Annotated in this window: 16 protein-coding genes; 4 read left to right on the forward strand and 12 right to left on the reverse strand. The window is 26.6% G+C overall.

The genetic code is table 11. From position 1 onward, the window contains the following. Positions 1–56 precede the first annotated feature (56 nt). On the forward strand, positions 57–479 hold the full coding sequence (locus J7M87_RS15180; RefSeq protein WP_291652164.1) for a hypothetical protein: 423 nt from the start codon (positions 57–59) through the stop codon (positions 477–479). A gap of 71 nt (positions 480–550) precedes the next feature. Here J7M87_RS15180 and J7M87_RS15185 read toward each other — a convergent pair whose 3' ends face one another. Further along, positions 551–1,453, reverse strand: coding sequence for an aldo/keto reductase family oxidoreductase (locus J7M87_RS15185; RefSeq protein WP_291652166.1), 903 nt, complete (start codon positions 1,451–1,453; stop codon positions 551–553). A 246-nt stretch (positions 1,454–1,699) separates the two neighbouring features. Here J7M87_RS15185 and yjeM point away from each other — a divergent pair, with 246 nt between their 5' ends. After that, positions 1,700–3,205: a glutamate/gamma-aminobutyrate family transporter YjeM gene (gene yjeM / locus J7M87_RS15190; RefSeq protein WP_291652168.1), complete on the forward strand. Its 1,506-nt coding sequence runs from the start codon at positions 1,700–1,702 to the stop codon at positions 3,203–3,205. A 168-nt stretch (positions 3,206–3,373) separates the two neighbouring features. On the opposite strand, the gene J7M87_RS15195 is transcribed toward yjeM, so the two are convergent. Continuing rightward, positions 3,374–4,810, reverse strand: coding sequence for a hypothetical protein (locus tag J7M87_RS15195; RefSeq protein WP_291652170.1), 1,437 nt, complete (start codon positions 4,808–4,810; stop codon positions 3,374–3,376). A 203-nt stretch (positions 4,811–5,013) separates the two neighbouring features. On the opposite strand from J7M87_RS15195, the gene J7M87_RS15200 reads away from it, so the two are divergent. Next, on the forward strand, positions 5,014–6,216 hold the full coding sequence (locus J7M87_RS15200) for a dicarboxylate/amino acid:cation symporter (RefSeq protein ID WP_291652173.1): 1,203 nt from the start codon (positions 5,014–5,016) through the stop codon (positions 6,214–6,216). Positions 6,217–6,256: 40 nt separating this feature from the next. On the opposite strand, the gene J7M87_RS15205 is transcribed toward J7M87_RS15200, so the two are convergent. The 5 genes from J7M87_RS15205 to J7M87_RS15225 form a co-directional block, all read right to left on the reverse strand. Further along, on the reverse strand, positions 6,257–7,141 hold the full coding sequence (locus tag J7M87_RS15205; protein WP_291652331.1) for a ComEC/Rec2 family competence protein: 885 nt from the start codon (positions 7,139–7,141) through the stop codon (positions 6,257–6,259). Positions 7,142–7,357: 216 nt separating this feature from the next. Beyond that, positions 7,358–7,828: a threonine/serine exporter family protein gene (locus J7M87_RS15210; protein WP_291652175.1), complete on the reverse strand. Its 471-nt coding sequence runs from the start codon at positions 7,826–7,828 to the stop codon at positions 7,358–7,360. 2 nt (positions 7,829–7,830) lie between these two features. Further along, the gene (locus J7M87_RS15215; protein WP_291652176.1) at positions 7,831–8,595 is read right to left on the reverse strand and encodes a threonine/serine exporter family protein; all 765 of its coding nucleotides are present in this window, start codon (positions 8,593–8,595) and stop codon (positions 7,831–7,833) included. A 184-nt stretch (positions 8,596–8,779) separates the two neighbouring features. Then, positions 8,780–9,202, reverse strand: a complete 423-nt coding sequence (locus J7M87_RS15220; protein WP_291652178.1) for a UDP-N-acetylglucosamine pyrophosphorylase — start codon at positions 9,200–9,202, stop codon at positions 8,780–8,782. Positions 9,203–9,372: 170 nt separating this feature from the next. Beyond that, positions 9,373–11,991 carry a 3'-5' exonuclease gene (locus J7M87_RS15225; protein WP_291652180.1) on the reverse strand — a complete coding sequence of 873 codons (2,619 nt, stop codon included), beginning with the start codon at positions 11,989–11,991 and terminating at the stop codon, positions 9,373–9,375. A gap of 593 nt (positions 11,992–12,584) precedes the next feature. On the opposite strand from J7M87_RS15225, the gene J7M87_RS15230 reads away from it, so the two are divergent. Continuing rightward, positions 12,585–13,478, forward strand: a complete 894-nt coding sequence (locus tag J7M87_RS15230; protein ID WP_291652181.1) for a metallophosphoesterase — start codon at positions 12,585–12,587, stop codon at positions 13,476–13,478. A 133-nt stretch (positions 13,479–13,611) separates the two neighbouring features. Here the strand turns inward: J7M87_RS15230 and J7M87_RS15235 are convergent, their stop codons facing one another. From J7M87_RS15235 to J7M87_RS15255, 5 genes are all read right to left on the reverse strand, one after another. Next, positions 13,612–15,390: a M3 family oligoendopeptidase gene (locus J7M87_RS15235; protein WP_291652183.1), complete on the reverse strand. Its 1,779-nt coding sequence runs from the start codon at positions 15,388–15,390 to the stop codon at positions 13,612–13,614. 98 nt (positions 15,391–15,488) lie between these two features. After that, positions 15,489–16,172: an AraC family transcriptional regulator gene (locus J7M87_RS15240; RefSeq protein WP_291652184.1), complete on the reverse strand. Its 684-nt coding sequence runs from the start codon at positions 16,170–16,172 to the stop codon at positions 15,489–15,491. 138 nt (positions 16,173–16,310) lie between these two features. Then, entirely contained in the window at positions 16,311–16,655 is a 345-nt protein-coding gene (locus J7M87_RS15245) for an FMN-binding protein (protein ID WP_291652186.1), read from the reverse strand. 24 nt (positions 16,656–16,679) lie between these two features. Beyond that, positions 16,680–18,101, reverse strand: coding sequence for a flavocytochrome c (locus J7M87_RS15250; RefSeq protein ID WP_291652187.1), 1,422 nt, complete (start codon positions 18,099–18,101; stop codon positions 16,680–16,682). 106 nt (positions 18,102–18,207) lie between these two features. After that, the gene (locus J7M87_RS15255; RefSeq protein WP_291652189.1) at positions 18,208–18,906 is read right to left on the reverse strand and encodes a response regulator; all 699 of its coding nucleotides are present in this window, start codon (positions 18,904–18,906) and stop codon (positions 18,208–18,210) included.

Here is an 18,906-nt window from a genome sequence, read left to right on the forward strand (position 1 = left end):
AGAAGTTTACTCTTTGTATTATAATATACTTATTACATTATAATAGAGGTGTTAAAATGGGATTTTTAAAAGGTACATACGGAGTAGACATACTAACTTTAGCTTTATTATTTTTAAGTTCATTGCTTAATTTTTCTCGTTTTACAAGGATCATTGGTTATGCAGTACTTTTAATTGCTATCTTCAGAGTATTTTCTAAAGATAGCTATAGAAGGAGAAGAGAACTTAACTCTTTTGTTACATTTGTAAATAAACCATTATCTAAGCTTGGATTTACAATTCCAAGTAATATACCACCACTTGATTTAAATAACCTTACTTATCTTTTTAAAATATTTGAAAATAAATTGAATGAAAAGAAAAATTATAAAATAACAAAATGTCCAAGCTGTGGACAAAAATTAAGATTACCTAGAAAAAAAGGTAAAATAGTTGTAACTTGTAAAAGATGTTCTAATAAATTTGATTTTAGAACTTAAATTTTAAGATAACAGGATAGGAATCTACATAATTAAGCTTCTATCCTGTTTTAATTTATAAATTTTATAGCTTAAGGAATATCTACTCCTCTTCCTGCTACATATATTTCAAACCATTTATCTCTTGTAAGTTTTATTTCTGTTGCTCTAACAGCTGATTTAATTCTCTCTAAATTTCCAGAACCAACTATAGGCATAATCTTGCTTGGATGCATTAATAACCATGCATATACAACTTCATCTATATCCCTTGCAGAAACTTCCTCTTTTATCTTATTTAAAGCATTTCTAACTCTTATAGATGCCTCATCTTCACCCTTAAATATTCTTCCTCCAGCAAGAGGGGACCACGCCATTGGCTTTACTCTCTTTTCAAGCATTAAATCAAGTGTTCCATTTTCGAAATGCTCTAAGTTTAAAGGAGATATTTCAATTTGATTTGTTACTAATTTTTCATCTAAATAAGAATTTAACATATTAAATTGAGCTGGTAAAAAGTTAGATACTCCAAAATTTCTTACCTTACCTTCATTTTTTAATTTTGAAAATGCCTCTGCTACTTCCTCTGGATTTAATAAAGCATCTACTCTATGAATTAATAATAAATCTAAATAATCTGTTTTAAAGTTTTTTAAAGATCTTTCTACTGATTTTATTATATGTTCTTTACTAGTATCATAACAATGTGATTTATTTTCTGGTCTATTAACTGATGGAAACTTAATACCACACTTTGTTACTATTTGTAATTTTTCTCTTAAACCTTTTTTTAAGTTTAATGCATCACCAAATTTTTCTTCACAGCAAAAGTTACCGTAGATATCAGCGTGATCTATTGTTGTTATACCTAATTCATGAACTTCTTCAACTAATTTTAATAATTCTTCATTGCTTAAATTCCAATCCATAAGTCTCCAATGCCCATGAACTATTCTAGACATTTCTAAACTATTACTTAACTTAACTCTTTCCATTTTCTTCACCTTTCTATCTGTATTTATCATAAATATTTTTACTATATAATAATCATCAACAGTAAATAAATTAAATTTTCTTTTAGTATTTTATATACTTATAAATGTATAACTTACCATTAAATTATATCATATCTTCTAAAAACTTATTAATAATTAATCTATTAAATATGGGTAAACTTCCCTTAATATATTACTTTAATATTGAACAAAATAATTTTAATAATAGTTTAAGGAGGTCTAATCGTGGGAAATAAAAAATTAGATAGTGGTAAGCTAACCTTATCAGCACTTATATTAATGATTTTCACATCAGTTTATGGATTTAATAATATTCCTAGAGCCTTTTATTTAATGGGTTACTCAGCAATTCCTTGGTATTTATTTGCTGCAATTTTTTTCTTTTTACCATATGCTTTTATGATGGCTGAATATGGTGCAGCTTTTAGAGATGAAAGTGGAGGAATATATACCTGGATGGATAAATCTATTGGCCCTAAATATGCTTTTGTTGGCACATTTATGTGGTATAGCTCTTATTTAATATGGATGGTTAATATATCATCATCGATTTGGGTGCCTTTATCCAATTTAATTTTTGGAACAGATAATACATCCACTTGGTCTTTATTTGGATTAAATGCACCAAGAACACTTGCTATACTAGGTTCAATATTCATTATATTAATAACATTTATATCATCAAAAGGACTTAAAGGAATTGCTAAAGTAGCTTCTATTGGTGGAATCTTTGTAACTAGTGCTAACTTAGTTTTAATAATTGGCGGACTAATAGTTCTAATAGGAAATAAATTTGAATTAGCTGAGCCCATTGACATTAGTGCTTTTTTAGTATCTCCTAATCCTTCATACCAATCACCTTTAGGAATCTTAGGCTTTTTAGTATTTGCTTTATTTGCTTATGGAGGACTTGAAGTTGTTGGAGGTTTAGCTGATGCAACTGAAAATCCAAAGGTAACCTTTCCAAGAGGAATTAAAATTTCGGCAATAGTTATTGCTATAGGCTATTCCTTAGCAATTTTATTTGCAGGATTTTTTATAAATTGGAATAGTATTTTAAAAGGTTCTGAAGTTAATATGGCAAATGTGTCTTATATAGTTATAAAAAACTTAGGCATTGAGATTGGAAAAGTTTTCGGTTTATCTCAAAATGCAATAAATATGCTTGGATCTTGGTTTGCTAGATATATTGGGCTTGCAATGTTTTTAGCATTACTTGGTGCATTTTTCACATTAGCATATTCACCTTTAAAACAATTAATAGAGGGAACTCCTTCAGGAATTTGGCCAAAATCTTGGAGTAAAAAAGATGATAATAATATGCATAAGAATGCAATGTGGGTTCAATGCGCCATAGTAGTTGCAATAATACTTATAACATCTTTTGGTGGTAAAAGTGCTAGCGTATTTTTAAATTATTTAGTTTTAATGGGCAATGTAGCTATGACAATTCCATATATGTTTTTATCTTTTGCATTTATATATTTTAAGAAGAAAAAAGAAATTGAAAAACCTTTTGAAATATATAAAAATGACTCTTTTGCTACTGCAGCTGCAATTATTGTAACTTTAACTGTTGGATTTGCCAATGTATTTACTGTGCTACAACCTGCTTTAGAAACTAAAGACTATATATCTACTATATTTCAAATTGCAGGACCTATAGTTTTTGCAATTATAGCTTTAATTTTATATTCTTCATATGAAAAGAAATTTAACAAAAATAAATAAAAAAGAGTTATATACTGAATATTTTATATAGTATAAAGTTATATAATTGGTAAATTTAATAATAAATACAAGGATATAACGTTTCGTTATATCCTTGTATTTATTAATTGAAAGAACAAAAAAGTTACACGAAATTATCTACTCTCTTTTCTAATCTGAACTTGTTGTTTAAATAGCCTTTCTTTTATTTTCTTGTATAGACTTAACCTTTTCAAGTTCTCTAACAAATATATCTGCATTTGTATTATCTATATAAAATACACACATTATGTAGTCATTTAATTCAGTAACAGTTGTAGTTACTCTTGTATAATTCATTAATTTATCCACTTCAAATCTTTTATTTAAATTTAAGTATTTCTTCTTCCCATTAATTCTTACGTCTTTACAATTATCTATAAATTCAAACATAACATCTTCCTTTGTTTTTATCCCTAAAATCTTTCCATTTTTAGTGTATCTAAAACAATATCCATCTTGCTCAAAAACTTCCATTTCATCAATGCCATTTATGATTTCTTCATAATTATCCCATTCTCTTTCAACATCATCTTTATCATAGTAATAATATCGTATATATGAATCTATACAAAAAGCATTATATTGTCTATCTTCTATACTTATACATTCATTTTTATCTTTATGATAATTTTCTTTCAACTTGCTATTTATTATAAATATATTTTCTTTGATTTCTTCACACTTTTCTCTAACTTTATCTATTGTTTCTTTGAAATCATCAGCATCTATAGGTTTATTTAGCTGTATGTCCATTAATATTTTTTTAGAATTATATCTTATTAAATCTATATTAAACTTAATTTCATTATTTTCACTTTCTATAAAATTTAGATTTTTTATAATATCCTTTTTATTTTCTATTGAATTTTTATTTTTTAGAACATTTATAACTATTTCTATAAACTCTACTCTTTTACTAAGCTTTTTTAAAACCATAGATACATTTTCTATCTTCCTTTCACCAACTAAGGTTACTATTTGTGCTAAGTCTGACAGTATACCACTATTACATTTATCTAGTTTTAGTATTAAACCATTAACACCATTATCAACTTTAATATTATATTCATTTCTTAATTTAGATTCTATTTCTTCTTGTAACTTTCCCTCTCTATCTGTTATATACTTACTTACAGAATCCTTATCAAGCAATATTTTTTTTGTTTTATTTAAATACTTTACGCAATTATTATATCCTTCTATTAATCTTTTTTGAGTTTTTTTATCGCAACTTTTATATAATTTCTTATAATTTTTTATTAATAAATTAATTGCAGATAAAGCTTCAATAATTGATATTTCCATTTCACTTTTTACTGTAGATAATTTATATTTATGCTCATAGCATAATTCTTCATAATCTTCATCTTTGCTTAAATAATTTCTAAGCAATGAATTTTCTAGTTCTAATCTTGCTAAGTTTATATTATAAATATCCTTTCTTAAATAATGATAACTTTCAAGTAAATCCTCTTCCTTACTATAGTCTTTTATTGCCTTGCAAATATCACTCAATATATCTATTGCTTCATCTAATCTTCCTTCAAACTTTGAAGATTTTTTAAATAAATCTAATATACTCATAGCTTTCTCCTTCCTAAATAATAATGTATTTTCCATTAAATACATTATATTTATTTAGGTTTTCCCATTTGAAAATATTAATGCATTTATAGCTATTATTAATATTTTTTTCTTGACTTTAAGTTATTCAAGTTGTATTATGTATTTAATTTATATACATGTGTGTTCTATACAAATACACTTTTTTTTAAGGGGGCTTTAACATGAAAAATACATCTTTAATTTTAAAAATATTTATAGCACTAGTACTTGGTATAACTTTGGGGATAATATGCAAAAATCTCAATCTAGATTTTCCAATTAGATTTTTAGCAACATTTAGTGAATTATTCGGAAATTTTTTATCTTTTATTATTCCGTTAATTATGATTGGATTCATTGTTCCTGGAATTGCATCTCTTGGAAATAAATCAGGAAAAGGCTTGTTAATTACAACAATAGTAGCATATATTTCTACTCTTTGTGCTGGTTTTTTAGCATTTTCCGCTGGCTCATATTTATTGCCTAAATTCTTAAAATCAAATTCTTTAGTGATAGAATCAAGTAATCAAATAACTACATTTTTTAGTATTGATATTCCACCTATAATGACTGTGATGTCCGCATTAGTTTTTTCTTTTATTATGGGAATAAGCTTATCAAAAATAAAAAATAGTAGCATATTAAATATATTTAATGAATTTAGCCTAATAGTAACTAAAATTATTTCTAACTTGCTTATACCTATAGTTCCTATTTATGTGGGTGCAATATTTTCTAAGCTTAGTTTCAGTGGTGAAATTTTTAGTACTTTAAAAAGCTTTGCTTTAGTTTATATAATTTTATTTGCTCTTCAAGGAGTCTATATCCTAATTCAATATTCATTTGCTAGTAGTATAAAAAAAGAAAATCCATTAAAGCTTCTTAAAAATATGCTACCTGCTTATTTAACAGCAGCTGGAACTCAATCATCTTCTGCTGCGATTCCTGTAACAATAGACTGTGTAAATAATAATGATGTTAGTGAGGAAGTAACTGATTTCGTTATTCCTTTAGCTGCTACTATACATTTAGCAGGAGATACTATAACTCTTGTATTAACATCTATGGCAGTAATGTATATGACTGGTAGAGTACCTACATTTTCATTAATGCTACCATTTATATTTATGCTTGGAGTGACTATGGTTGCAGCTCCTGGTGTTCCTGGTGGTGGAGTTATGGCTGCATTAGGAATTTTAGAATCAATGCTTGGCTTTGGAACACTTGAAAAGCCAATTATGATTGCACTTCATGCTGCACAAGATAGCTTTGGAACTGCAACTAATGTTACTGGTGATGGAGCAATAGCTATATTAGTTGACAAGATTTTAAAAGATAAAGAAACTTCAAATGAAAATTTAAGTGATTTTACTGTTACAGAATAAAAAAAGAGATATGAATTAATTTAATTCATATCTCTTTTTGCTATTTTTCAGTTCTTACACTAATAGTACTTCCATCAGACGTAATTGTTATTTGCCCTTGCTTATCTGTTCTATAAGCTTTTATTCCTTGAGTATCTATAGTTTGTAATGTTTCTCTATGTGGATGACCATATTTATTATCTACACCACAACTAATTACTCCATACTCTGGTGAAACTGCCTCAACAAATTCCTTAGTTGATGATGTACTAGAACCATGGTGACCAAATTTTAATACATCAGCATCTAAATTTTTCGGATATTTAGCTACAACTTCTTGCTCTGCATGAGCTTCTGCATCCCCTGTAAACATATAACTAGTATTTCCAAAGGTTAATTTCATTATAGGTGAATAATCATTAAATTCCTCATATGATTCATAAATTGGAGAATAAACATCTATCTTTGCACCATCTCCTAAATCAAAGCTTGTACCTTCTTTTATAACTTTAACTTTTAATCCTTCTTTACTCACTACATTTATCATATTTTCAAAAGTTTTTGTTGTATGTGTAACTTTTGGCATATAAAAACTTTCAACATCATACTTTTCAAAAACCTTAACCATTCCACCAATGTGATCTTCATGTGGATGAGTTGCAATAACAATTTCAAAATCATCTATATTCTTTTCTTCTAATTGTTTCATTAATTTATCTGCATCACTTCTTGGACCAGCATCTATTAATATATCAAAATCATTTACTCTAATATAAGCTGCATCACCTTGTCCAACATCTAAATAAGATATTTCTAATTTACCACTTGGGATTCCTATACTCGAATCTTTTAAATCTTTTCCGAAATATAAAGATATTACACCAATTATACCAAATACAATAATAGTTATAAATTGTGCTTTTTTATTGCCTTTATGCTTTTTCATAGTTTTCTCAAAAGATTTCTTTAGGTCTTTTTCTTTAGTCAAATTTTTATTCCTCCCTACAAACATACATTCTTAGTAATAACTATTATATGTTTTTATAAAGAAAAAGTCAAAAGGCGTTACATTTTGTCCTGCAACGCCCCATAGTCATAGTCAAATTTAAAATAAAACTTCTGACTATGATAGTATTATATGTATTTTCCTAAAATTTATTCACTAACTACTTAACGAGTTAAATTCATTTTCAATTTTTATCTTTTTACTTAAATTATATTTTATTAAAGTCTTGGTTATTGTAGAAACTAATATTATTCCAAGTGCTAGTACACCTGCAGAAGCTAATGTGTTTATTCCTATTTCTAATGACTTCATAACATTTCCTGTAATTACTTCTACCATTGTATAATACATTCCTCCGCCTGGAACTAAAGGTATTAAAGCAGCTATTACAAATGTCGTTACTGGAGTCTTTAATAATCTTGCAAAAACTTCTGAATATGTACTTAAACCAACAGAAGCAAGAAATAAAGCTGTTGTATCAGAACTACCCATCTTTATTGAAAATTTATATATAAACCATCCTAATGCACCACATAAAGCTGAAAAAAATAAGTTTTTACCTTTAATATTAAAAACTATTCCAAATGCAAATGATGCTATAAACGCTGATAAAACTTCAATAATCATATTTATATTCCTCCAAATGATCTAATCCAAAAACTTAAAACTACACCAGTTCCAACAGCAACTGCTATAGCTGTTAAAAACGCTTCTGCCCCCCTTGCAAGGCCAGATACTAAATCCCCTGCAACTGTATCTCTTATTGCATTTGTAATTGCAAGTCCTGGAACTAAAAGCATTATGGAACCTATTATAACTTTATCTATATCAAAAGCTAGTCCAATTTTTATAGATATAATTGCTAAGAATGCTAAAATTCCTGCACAAATACTAGTAATAAAAAATGAATTTAGTCCTATATTCTCGCATTTTATTGAAAAATACTTAACTACTATACCTATTAAAAATGCTGCAATTGCATCTCTTAGAGATCCTCCAAATAAAAAAACAAATCCAAAAGCTCCTATTGCTGAAAATAATATAGTTATTTTATTTGAATATCTCTTTTCTTCTTCTATTTCTTTTAATTTATCTTTTAATTCTTTTACAGTAAATTTATTTTTTAATATATTTCTAGCCAAATCATTAACCTTATGAATTCTTTGTAAATCTACTGATCTACTTGAAATTCTAACTACAAGTGATTTTATTTCTCCTTGATGTGAAGCAGATGCGATAATTACTGTTGGAGTAGCATAACTATCTGCTATTTCTATTCCTAATGAATTGCAAATTTTATTCATAGTTTCTTCTACTCTATATGCTTCAGCTCCGCTTTCTAACATTATTTTACCTGCATAAGCTGCTACTTGAAGTATATCATTCATTTCCATTTAAATTACCTTCTTATATATTTAACTTCATTTATTATACAATCCTCATAGTAGACTGTCTATATAGTTTTTTCATTTTTATACTTTTATTTTTTAATGTCAGTAATCAATAGCTAATGAGACTTTAAAGAATAGCTATCTATGAAATAAAAAAAGGAAAACCACATAGATTTTCCTTTTAAAATTATATATTATTAATTATATTTGATATACTTTCAACTGAAGCATTTCTAATTGTAAAAATCATATCTTCACCAATTCTAAGCTTACATTCATTTTCATTTATTTTTACTTTATTTAAGTTTAATCCTGTAGCTCCAAATTCTTTATATTTAGTTGGTGCTAAATCAATAGTAAACTTACTGTCTTTAGCTCCTGTAATTTTTATTAAGCTTCCTTCACATTCATCATCTTGTACATTCAATGTTATTATATTGTTTCCCTTTAAAACTACTTTATTTTCTGGTACTGATACTACTGACATTTTACCAGTCATAGTCATCCATCCACCACTTAATTTTATTTTAGAAAGCAATTCAGTAGTATATTCCTTTGTAATATTACTTAATAATTGCCCTAATTCGTATACATTTAAATCATACTTCATATTTTTATCCCTCACAGTTATTACTATATTTGCTTCAAGTAATAATCTCATTAATTAAACTATTAGTCTATGGAATAGTTATATCTTACTTGAAAGCTTTTTTCTTCATTATAACTTATATAATATTTTTTATTATACTATAACTTAACAAAAATAACTATAACTATCTTTTAATAATCATTATCTAGTTCTATTTGGTCTTTATCTATATATCCTAAAAATCTACTAACATCTTTTCTCCTATTAAAATCATCATGTAGATGCGTTAATAAATATAAATGTTTTCTTGCCCTAGTTAGTGCAACATAAAAAGTTCTTTTTTCTTCTTCCAGGTTATTTGATTTTATTGACATATATGATGGAAATGTATTTTCTTGGAGTCCCACTATAAATACACTATCAAATTCTAAACCCTTAGATTGATGTACTGTTATTATTGGAATTCTTTTTTTATTAGTTCTATTTATAATAAGATTTTCAAGTTCTCCATTTGATAAGCCAGTTAATTTAATTATATCTAATAAAAAATCTCTATTACTTTTTTTATTATCATCTAAATCTCTTACAAGCACATAAAAATCTCTAAGTCTTTCTATCTTTTCTCTTCCTTCTTTTTCTGCTTCAATACCTCTTCCTGAATATAATGTTTTTATATTAAATTTATTTATAATATCAACAATTATATCTTGGGGCCTTTTTAGTTCAGCTTCCTTAAATAATTCATTAAGCTTATCACTAATATATGAAAATAACTTTAAGTGCTTAGACATATATGTTATTCTCTGCATTGAAGTAGGAATCAAATTTTCATTTATTGCTCTTACTAATAAATCACTGGTAGCTAATATATCATCCATAGCATCATGACTTGGTTTATTTTTTGTTTCAAATATATTGCTAAGTGTCTCTAATTTATAATTAGGAAGGTTAGTATAAAACCTTCTATATATATCTAAAGTATCATAAAAAGCTTTAAACTTAGGTCCTTCTATGCTATTTCTATATAATTCACTTGTTAAAATATTTATATCATATTGCACATTATGTCCTACTATAACAGTATCTTTTGAAAACTCTACAAACTCTTTTAATACTTCTTTCTTATCTTCACCATTTTCACTTAAAAATTCGTCACTAAATCCATGTACATTAAATGATGATTTTACAGACTTGTTATTTTTCAAAAACTTTTCAAAGCTATCAATAACATCTCCATACTTATTTATCTTTATAGCTGCTATTTGTATTATTTCATCCTCTGTTACATCTGTTCCTGTACTTTCAACATCAAAGACTATTATATTATCTTGTGCAAATTCATTTATTAATAATGAATACTTTTCTCCATAAGTTCTTGCATTGAAATCTATAAAGTCACATAAAGAAATTCCAACTTCTTTATACTCTTTTGCTTCAATAACTTTAAATGTTTTATCTCCTATTCCTGTAGGAAGCCTTTTCACTATTCTCTTTAAGCTTACATTATCATATTTGTTTGCAATAAGCTTAAGAAAAGCAATAATATCTTTTATTTCTTGCCTTCTAAAAAACTTAAATTGATCTACTAAGATAAATTCAAAATCTGATCCCTCATATCCAATTATACTTCCTAGTTCTCTACTTAGTTTTATATTATAGTTATTATCTCTACTTAAAACACAAAGCTTTGATATATCTTCGCCCTTTTCTTTTAATAATTTTACTTCTTCAAATATAAATCTAGCTTCATCTCTTAAATTATTGCACATCTTTAACTTTATTTTTTCACCATTATCTTTTGTTTCTGAAGATATCTCATCTTTATACAAATCTTTATACTGTAATTCAAATGCATTCTTTAAAAAACTTAAAGCCCCATTAGTTATAAACTTAGTTGATCTATAATTTTTAGAAAATACTATTTCAATTGGATTATATTCTTTTTTATAAAACTCTAGTATTTTTTGTGGCTCTGAACCTCTCCAGCCATATATAGTTTGAAACATATCCCCACATAGTAAAATATTATTTCCTTTAAATATCTTTTCAATTATAAAATATTCTAATGTACTTGTATCTTGAACTTCATCTATATTTATATACTTATAAGTTTCTCTTAAGCTTAAAACTAACTTATCATCCTTTAAGATTTCTTTTGCCTTTGAAGTTAAATCTGCAAAATCTAATCCATGATTACTATAAAGCAATGAATTATACAAATTAACTAGGAAATGCCCCTTTCCTAATAAAAAGTTTTTCATTTCACTATTTAATATACCTTTATCACTACAAATTGAATTTATCTTAGCTTCATTATATTTGAATATATTTTTTATAGTTTTACTATAATCATCTAAAATATTATTACTATATAAATTAAGCTTTGCTCTTTCTATTTTAATTATATCTATAAACTGCTGCAGTTTAAAAACAGAATAATTATAATAATTACATTCTTTAATTATTTCTCTAGAGTCTTCTTCATCAAAAACAATAAAATCAGTAAATATATCAGTTCTTTTCTTTGCATCACTTTTTATTAGATCATAACAAAAACTATGAAAGGTTCTTATAGTGATGTCCTTAGCCTCTTCCCCTACAACTTTTTCAATCCTCTCTCGCATTTCTGCACAAGCCTTATTAGTAAAGGTTATACATAATATTTCTGAAGCTTTTGCTTTATTACTTTTTATAATATTTGAAATTCTACTTGATAAGGTATTAGTTTTACCAGTACCTGCTGAAGCAAGAAGTAGAATATTTTCTTCTAGTTCATTTACAACTAAAGCTTGCTCTTGATTCAAAGTCATACTTAATCCTCCTAGCTTTAATACTTTTTACATAATTGTATCATAAGTTAGAAATTGTTCCATTAGTCATCTTAATAATTTGGAATTTTTCTACTGACTTTTAAATAACTTCAATGGTATTTATAATATGTCATAATATAAATCTATCATTTCACTTATTTCATTTTCATCTTTTAACCATTTATGCTCATTTAGATTTATACTATTTATAAATTGATTCATATTTTTTAATAATTCAACGTAAGTAAATTATCTCCTTAACTCTTTCACTATTCCATTATTTTGGTTGGTTTGAAAATACTGTTATGTTATAATAATCTAAAAATTATCTGCTGGAGTTGATTTAATTGAAAGTTAAATATATATTTATTTTTATTTTATTTTCACTTTTATATTTTTTTATAAATTATTATATAGGTAGAAAAATGCTCAATGGATTTAATTATATTTTTAAAATTTCTCCATTAATCTTTTGGGTTATATTTTGGGCTTTAGCTTTATCATATATAATTTCAATGTTACTTAATAAATTTATATCTCCTAATTTAACTAACCTTCTTTATTTAGCTGGCTCGTATTGGATGGGATTGTTAATGTACACTTTATTAACTTTTCCTATTATAGGAATCATAAATATAATAGTTAATAAGTCACGTTTATCAAATAACTTAACTGATAAATATTATATTTATCAAACTATATTAATTACTATAATTTTTATTATAATAACTATAATTGGAAGCTTTAATGCTAAAAGTTCTTATGTAAAATCTTTTGATATAGATATAGATAAGCAAGTTTTTGAAGAACCTATAAATGTAGTTATGGTATCTGATATACATTTAGGAAATATAATTAAAAATAAAAGACTTTCTAATATGGTGAAAGAAATTAATGCTTTAAATCCTGATATAGTAATAATTGCTGGAGATATTATAGATAGTGATATAAAACCATTTTTAGATAATAATATGGGAATTGAATTTTCAAAAATTAAATCTACATATGGTACTTATGCAGCACTTGGCAATCATGATTTAATGACTAAAGCTGAAAATAAAATAGTAAGTGTACTTGAAGAAAATTCTGTAAAAGTTTTAAGAGATGAATCTGTTTTAATAAATGATAGTCTTTATATAATAGGCAGAGATGATATTACTATAAACAGATTTTCAGAAAATGATAGATCTTCTTTATTAGATTTAACATATAATCTTGATAAATCTAAAGCTATGATTGTAATAGATCATAATCCTAAATATATATATGAAAGCTTAAATGCTAATATTGATTTACAACTTTCTGGCCATACTCATAAAGGGCAAATTGTTCCTGGAAATTTAATTACAAATAAATTGTTTGAGATAGATTATGGTTATTTAAAGAAAGATAACTTAAATGTTGTGGTTTCTTCTGGATATGGTACTTGGGGACCTCCTATAAGAATAGGAAGTAGAAGTGAAATAGTTCAAATAAACTTACATTAATATATAATAAAACTAATTCAAACACAGTTATTAAATATCTATTAGTCTTATAAATTTATTACATAGATACTTAATATTAAAATGAAATTAAGGGATATTTAAAAACACTTTAAATATCCCTTAAAATTTAAATTTATTTTATTTCGTAACTTAAAGAAATAAATCTCTCTATATCTTCTTCAATAAGCTTTAAAGAATTTCTCCAGAAATTAACATCATGAACATCTATATTCATTATTTTTGTTACATCTGCTACTTTTTCTTTTCCTGTAACAGCTAATAATTCTTCATATTCCTTGCAGAAGCTTTCGCCTCTCTTTAAATATTCAGCATATAATCCTTTTGCAAATAGATTTCCAAAGGCATATGGGAAGTTATAGAAGTTAGCTGTTGCATAATAATAATGAGGCTTCCAAGTCCACATATATTTATGCAAGAAGTTATTATCAAGACCATCTCCATAAGCTTCTTTTTGAGCATTTAACATAGCATTATTAATTTCTTCTACTGAAAGAGAGCTTTCTTTTCTCTTTTCAAAAATTTCACTTTCAAATAAAAACCTTGAATATATATCAACTATTACCTGGTTGCAATCAGATATTTCTGCTTCTAAGATAGCAAAGGCCTCTTCCTTAGTTGCGCTTTTAACAGCTCCTCTTTTTACTAATATTTCACAGAAATTAGATGCTGTTTCTGCTAATGTCATTGGATATTCTGAATTTAATGCAGTTTCATTTCTTAAACAGTGACTATGGAATCCGTGTCCAAGCTCATGAGCCATAGTTACAACATCACTAAAGCTATTACCATAATTTAATAATATTCTACTTTCATTTATATCTTTTATACTTTCACAAAATGCCCCACCAACTTTACCTTCTTTAGGCATAACATCTATCCAATTATTATTAAATGCATTAATCACAAAGTCAGCTAAATTATCGCTAAAACTTCTAAAGTTCTTTTCTACAAATACTTTTCCTTCTTCATAAGAAAACTTCATTTCTTTATTTATAACTGGTGCATACAAATCATAAAATGGTAATCCATTCTTATGTCCTAAAATTTCTGCTTTTCTTCTTAAATATTTTCTAAAAGAAGGTAAGCTTTCTTTTATAGCAGTAAGCATTGCATTTAAAATTTCTTCATCCATCCTAGATTCTTCTAATGTCATATGAAGAGGAGATTTATAGCCCTTAAGTTCAGAAGTAGTTAAAACTTCTCCTTTAATTCCATTTAAGGCTGCTGCAACTCCTTCTTCTACTTTTTCATATGATTTGATTTCTGCTTCATAAGCTTTTTTTCTTAAATCAGCATCTGGACTATATGCCATATTTAATACAACAGTCAGTGGTAATGACTTATCTTCATTATCAATATTAATATCAACCTTATGTGTTGATATTAAATAATCTTTATAATTTGACCAAGCATCAGAACCTGTATTTCTCATTTTAGCAATTATAGCTTCTTCTTTTTCACTTAGCATATATTTATTTTTTTCTATTATTTCATTTATAAAAAATTTATGTCTACTTAATAAACTTGATGAATTTATTAAAGTGTCTATATCTTTTATATTTGCTATCCATTTATAAATCTTTGTTAATGGCTCTGCTAAAAGACTATATTTAGAATTTATAATATCTAAATACTTTCTTCCTTCTGGATTTTTTGAATCTGTACTTAAAGTTAAGTTTGCAAAGGCACCTATTCTATTTATAAGTAAATTTATGCTTTCTAGCTTATTTATTAATTCTTCTAATTTTACTAAATCATCTGATTTTTCATCAGTAGACTTAGCAAAATTTTTAAGATCTTCTATCACCTCATCTGCTTTCTTTAAATCTGTAATAAACTCTTTAGAAGTAAATGATGGATATAGTTCTTTCAAACTCCATTCTAATGACATTTTTATGCCCCCTTTATATATATTATTCTTAAATACTTATTTTTAAATACTTATTTTTAATTATATTATTAAACTAAATCGAATTCAATTAATTGTAATTATATTGAATAATTTTTATTTCTAAATTCCGATGGTGACATACCAACTATTTTTTTAAAGGTATTCGCGAAATGACTTTGATCATGAAACCCTAATAATATACTTATTTCTAATATGCTCTTTTCAGTACTTAAAAGTAAAGCTTTAGCTCTTTCAACTTTGATTTCTCTTAGATATTTCATTATTGATATTCCCTTATGCTTTTTAAAACATGTTGATGCATATCCTACTGATATATTTAAGTTATTACATATAGTTTCTAATGAAGTATGATTTTCTATATTTAAATGAAGAGCCTGTAAAAGTTTGTTTACTGTAAAGCTATCAGTAATTTCTGTATCATTAATTAGCAAATCTAAATATTCATTTATCATATTTATCTCAATAATCTGCAATGAACTTATATTATTTGCATCTCTAATTTGCCTATAAAATCTATTATATATAGGATGAAGATATTTCTTAGCAATCCCATTTTTTATAATTTCTCTAGTATATACAGCATTCCAAATTATTAAATCATCTTTTTTATGCTCTTTATCAACATCATCCTTAACCTCTGACTTATGCTTTTCTTTAACTATCTTTATAATTTCTTCTTTGTTTCTAGATTCCATCAAAAAAGATATCTTATTACTAAAAATATTAAAGTCTGATTCAAAGCTTTCATATCCATCATTCATAACTTATCTCCCAATTACATCTCATAATAGTTATATACATATCATATTGTAAATATACAAATCTAACAATATAAAATAGGTAGATTTTATGAATTAAAATCTACCTATTTTCTATATCAAAAGTATAAGGGATAACTTTTATTTTACTGCTGATTCTAAAGCTTTGTTAACAGCCTCTATTACACCTTTTGATGAATTAGTTGCTCCTGATATAGCTTCAACGCCTTCAGTACTTTGTTTTTCAATTATTTCTGGAACTAAATTATCTTTAACACCGTCAACTAAAGTCTTAGTTTCGTTATGCTCAACTAAATTTACTTCAGATATCTTTCCTTTTTCAACTTTCACTTCTACTTTTATTACTCCAGAAGCTCCTTGACCTTCACCTGTATATGTTCCATCAGTGTATTTTCCACCACCACAGCCAACTAAAATAGTTGCTGATAATACTATCGTACTTAATATCGCAGTTATTTTCTTCATTTTTCTTCCTCCTACAATTAAATCTTATTTAATAAATGTTGCTGCATTTTTTCCTGCTGTTCTACCAAAAGTAACTATATCAGCTAATGCATTTCCACCTAATCTATTTCCACCATGAACTCCACCAGTTACTTCTCCTGCTGCAAATAAACCAGGAATTACATTTCCATCTTTATTTAAAACTTCAGCATTTGTATTTATCTTTAATCCACCCATTGTATGGTGCACAGCTGGAGTTACAGGTATTGCATATACTTTTCCTTCATTTAATTGTCTTGGAAGGTCTTCTCTACTAAATTCTGAATCTGTTTTTGCCACTACTGCTTCGTTATACTTATTAATAGTTTCAACCATTATATTCTTATCTATTGATAATTTTTCTGCTAGTTCTTCTACTGAATCAGCTTCTGTAACTAATCCCATATTGAAGTATTCCTCAGTTGCTTTTAAGCTCTTTCTTAATCCTTCATCAAAGAAAAGGTAAGCTACTCCATCTTTTTGTTCTAATATGGCCTTTGAAACTACATCTCTTGTAAATAATTCATTTGTAAATCTTTTACCATCCTTGTTAATAAGAATTGCTCCATTACCTCTTACAGCTTCTGTTACCATTACAGCCTTTTCCGGAACAACTGTTGGATGAGTTTGAATTTCCTTCATGTCTACTAAATCAGCACCAACATTTTCCCCAAGAACTATACCATCTCCAGTAGCTCCATTGTGGTTAGTTGTTGCAAAGCCTTTTAAATCCTCTTTATAACTAACTACCATTTCTTGATTAGCTGAGAATCCCCCAGCTGCAATAACTACAGCCTTTGTATTTATTATATATTCTTTTCCTTCTTTATCAGTAACCTTTACTCCTGAAACATTACCGTCTTTATCTAAAACTATTTCCTTTGCTTCATTCCATAATCTTAGATCAACTTTTTCTTCTTCTGCCGCTGTTTTTAATGTATCAACTAAATGAGCTCCTACAGCTGCTCCCCCTGTTGGTCTGTGAGTTCTATAATTTGTAGCTCCTGCCATTCTACCAACATCTGATAAATCAGCACCTAATTCAGTTAACCATGCAACTGACTCTTTAGCTTCATTTGATAACTTTTCAACTAATTCAGGATCATTTTTCTCATATCCACCTTTCATAGTATCATCATACATAGTTTGTATTGAATCTTCTATACCTTTTGCTTTTTGTTGTTCAGTTTCAGCGGCATTTAATCCACCTGTAGCTCTATTAGTATTTCCACCTACCATTGGCATCTTTTCTAAAACAACAACGTTTTCTACTCCATCTTGTTTAGCTTGTACAGCAGCAGATAATCCTGCTCCACCAGCTCCTATTACAACTATATCAGCAGTTTCTTTCTTTCCACCACACCCAACTAAAGCTGTTGGAACTAAAATTAAAGCCGACATTACTAATGCTAAAACCTTCTTTTTCATTTAACATTCTCCCCTTAATCTTTAAGTTATTTTCAGCATTAGTATATTTGTTAATTAATAAACAATCAATATTGTGGTCATATTGTTTATTTTGGTCTTTTTGGTCTTATTTTTTAAGTATATAATAATTTGTTGGTCTACCTATTTTCCCATACTCCTGATTTATTTCAACTTTACCTTCTTCAGCCATCTTTTCTAAATATCTTCTTGCAGTTACTCTAGCAAGTCCACTTCCTTTGGCAATTTCTTCTGCAGTCAAATATTGTCCATTTTTTTGGATCATATAATCAACTATTTTATTATATGTTTTTCTACTCAAGCCTTTGCATAATTCTTTTTCTTGTATTTCTTCATCTATAAAGTTAGCATTAATATTTAATATATATTGATCTATATAATCTTGATTTATATTATCTATATTTTTTAATTCAATAAATCTATTCCTATAATTAGACAAAGCTTCCTTAAACCTCTCAAATTTAAATGGCTTTATTAAATAGTCAATAGCACCATATTTAAAAGCTTCATCAACTGAAGCTTTACATTTATCAGCAGTAATTAAAATAGTATCTATAGCTATTTCTTTAGTTCTTATCCATTTTAATAAATCTATGCCTTTTCCATCTGGCAAAAATATATCTAATAACATTAAATCCGCATTTTCTTTAATAATTTTTACTTTTGCTTCTTCTATGCTACTTGCATTTCCTACAACTATAAAGCCTTCAAGCTTTTCTAAAAACCTCGTATTTATTTCCTTTACCATTGGGTCATCTTCAACAATAAAAACCTTAATCTTATTCAT

The organism is Clostridium sp. (assembly GCF_017888565.1).
GTDB lineage: Bacteria > Bacillota > Clostridia > Clostridiales > Clostridiaceae > Clostridium.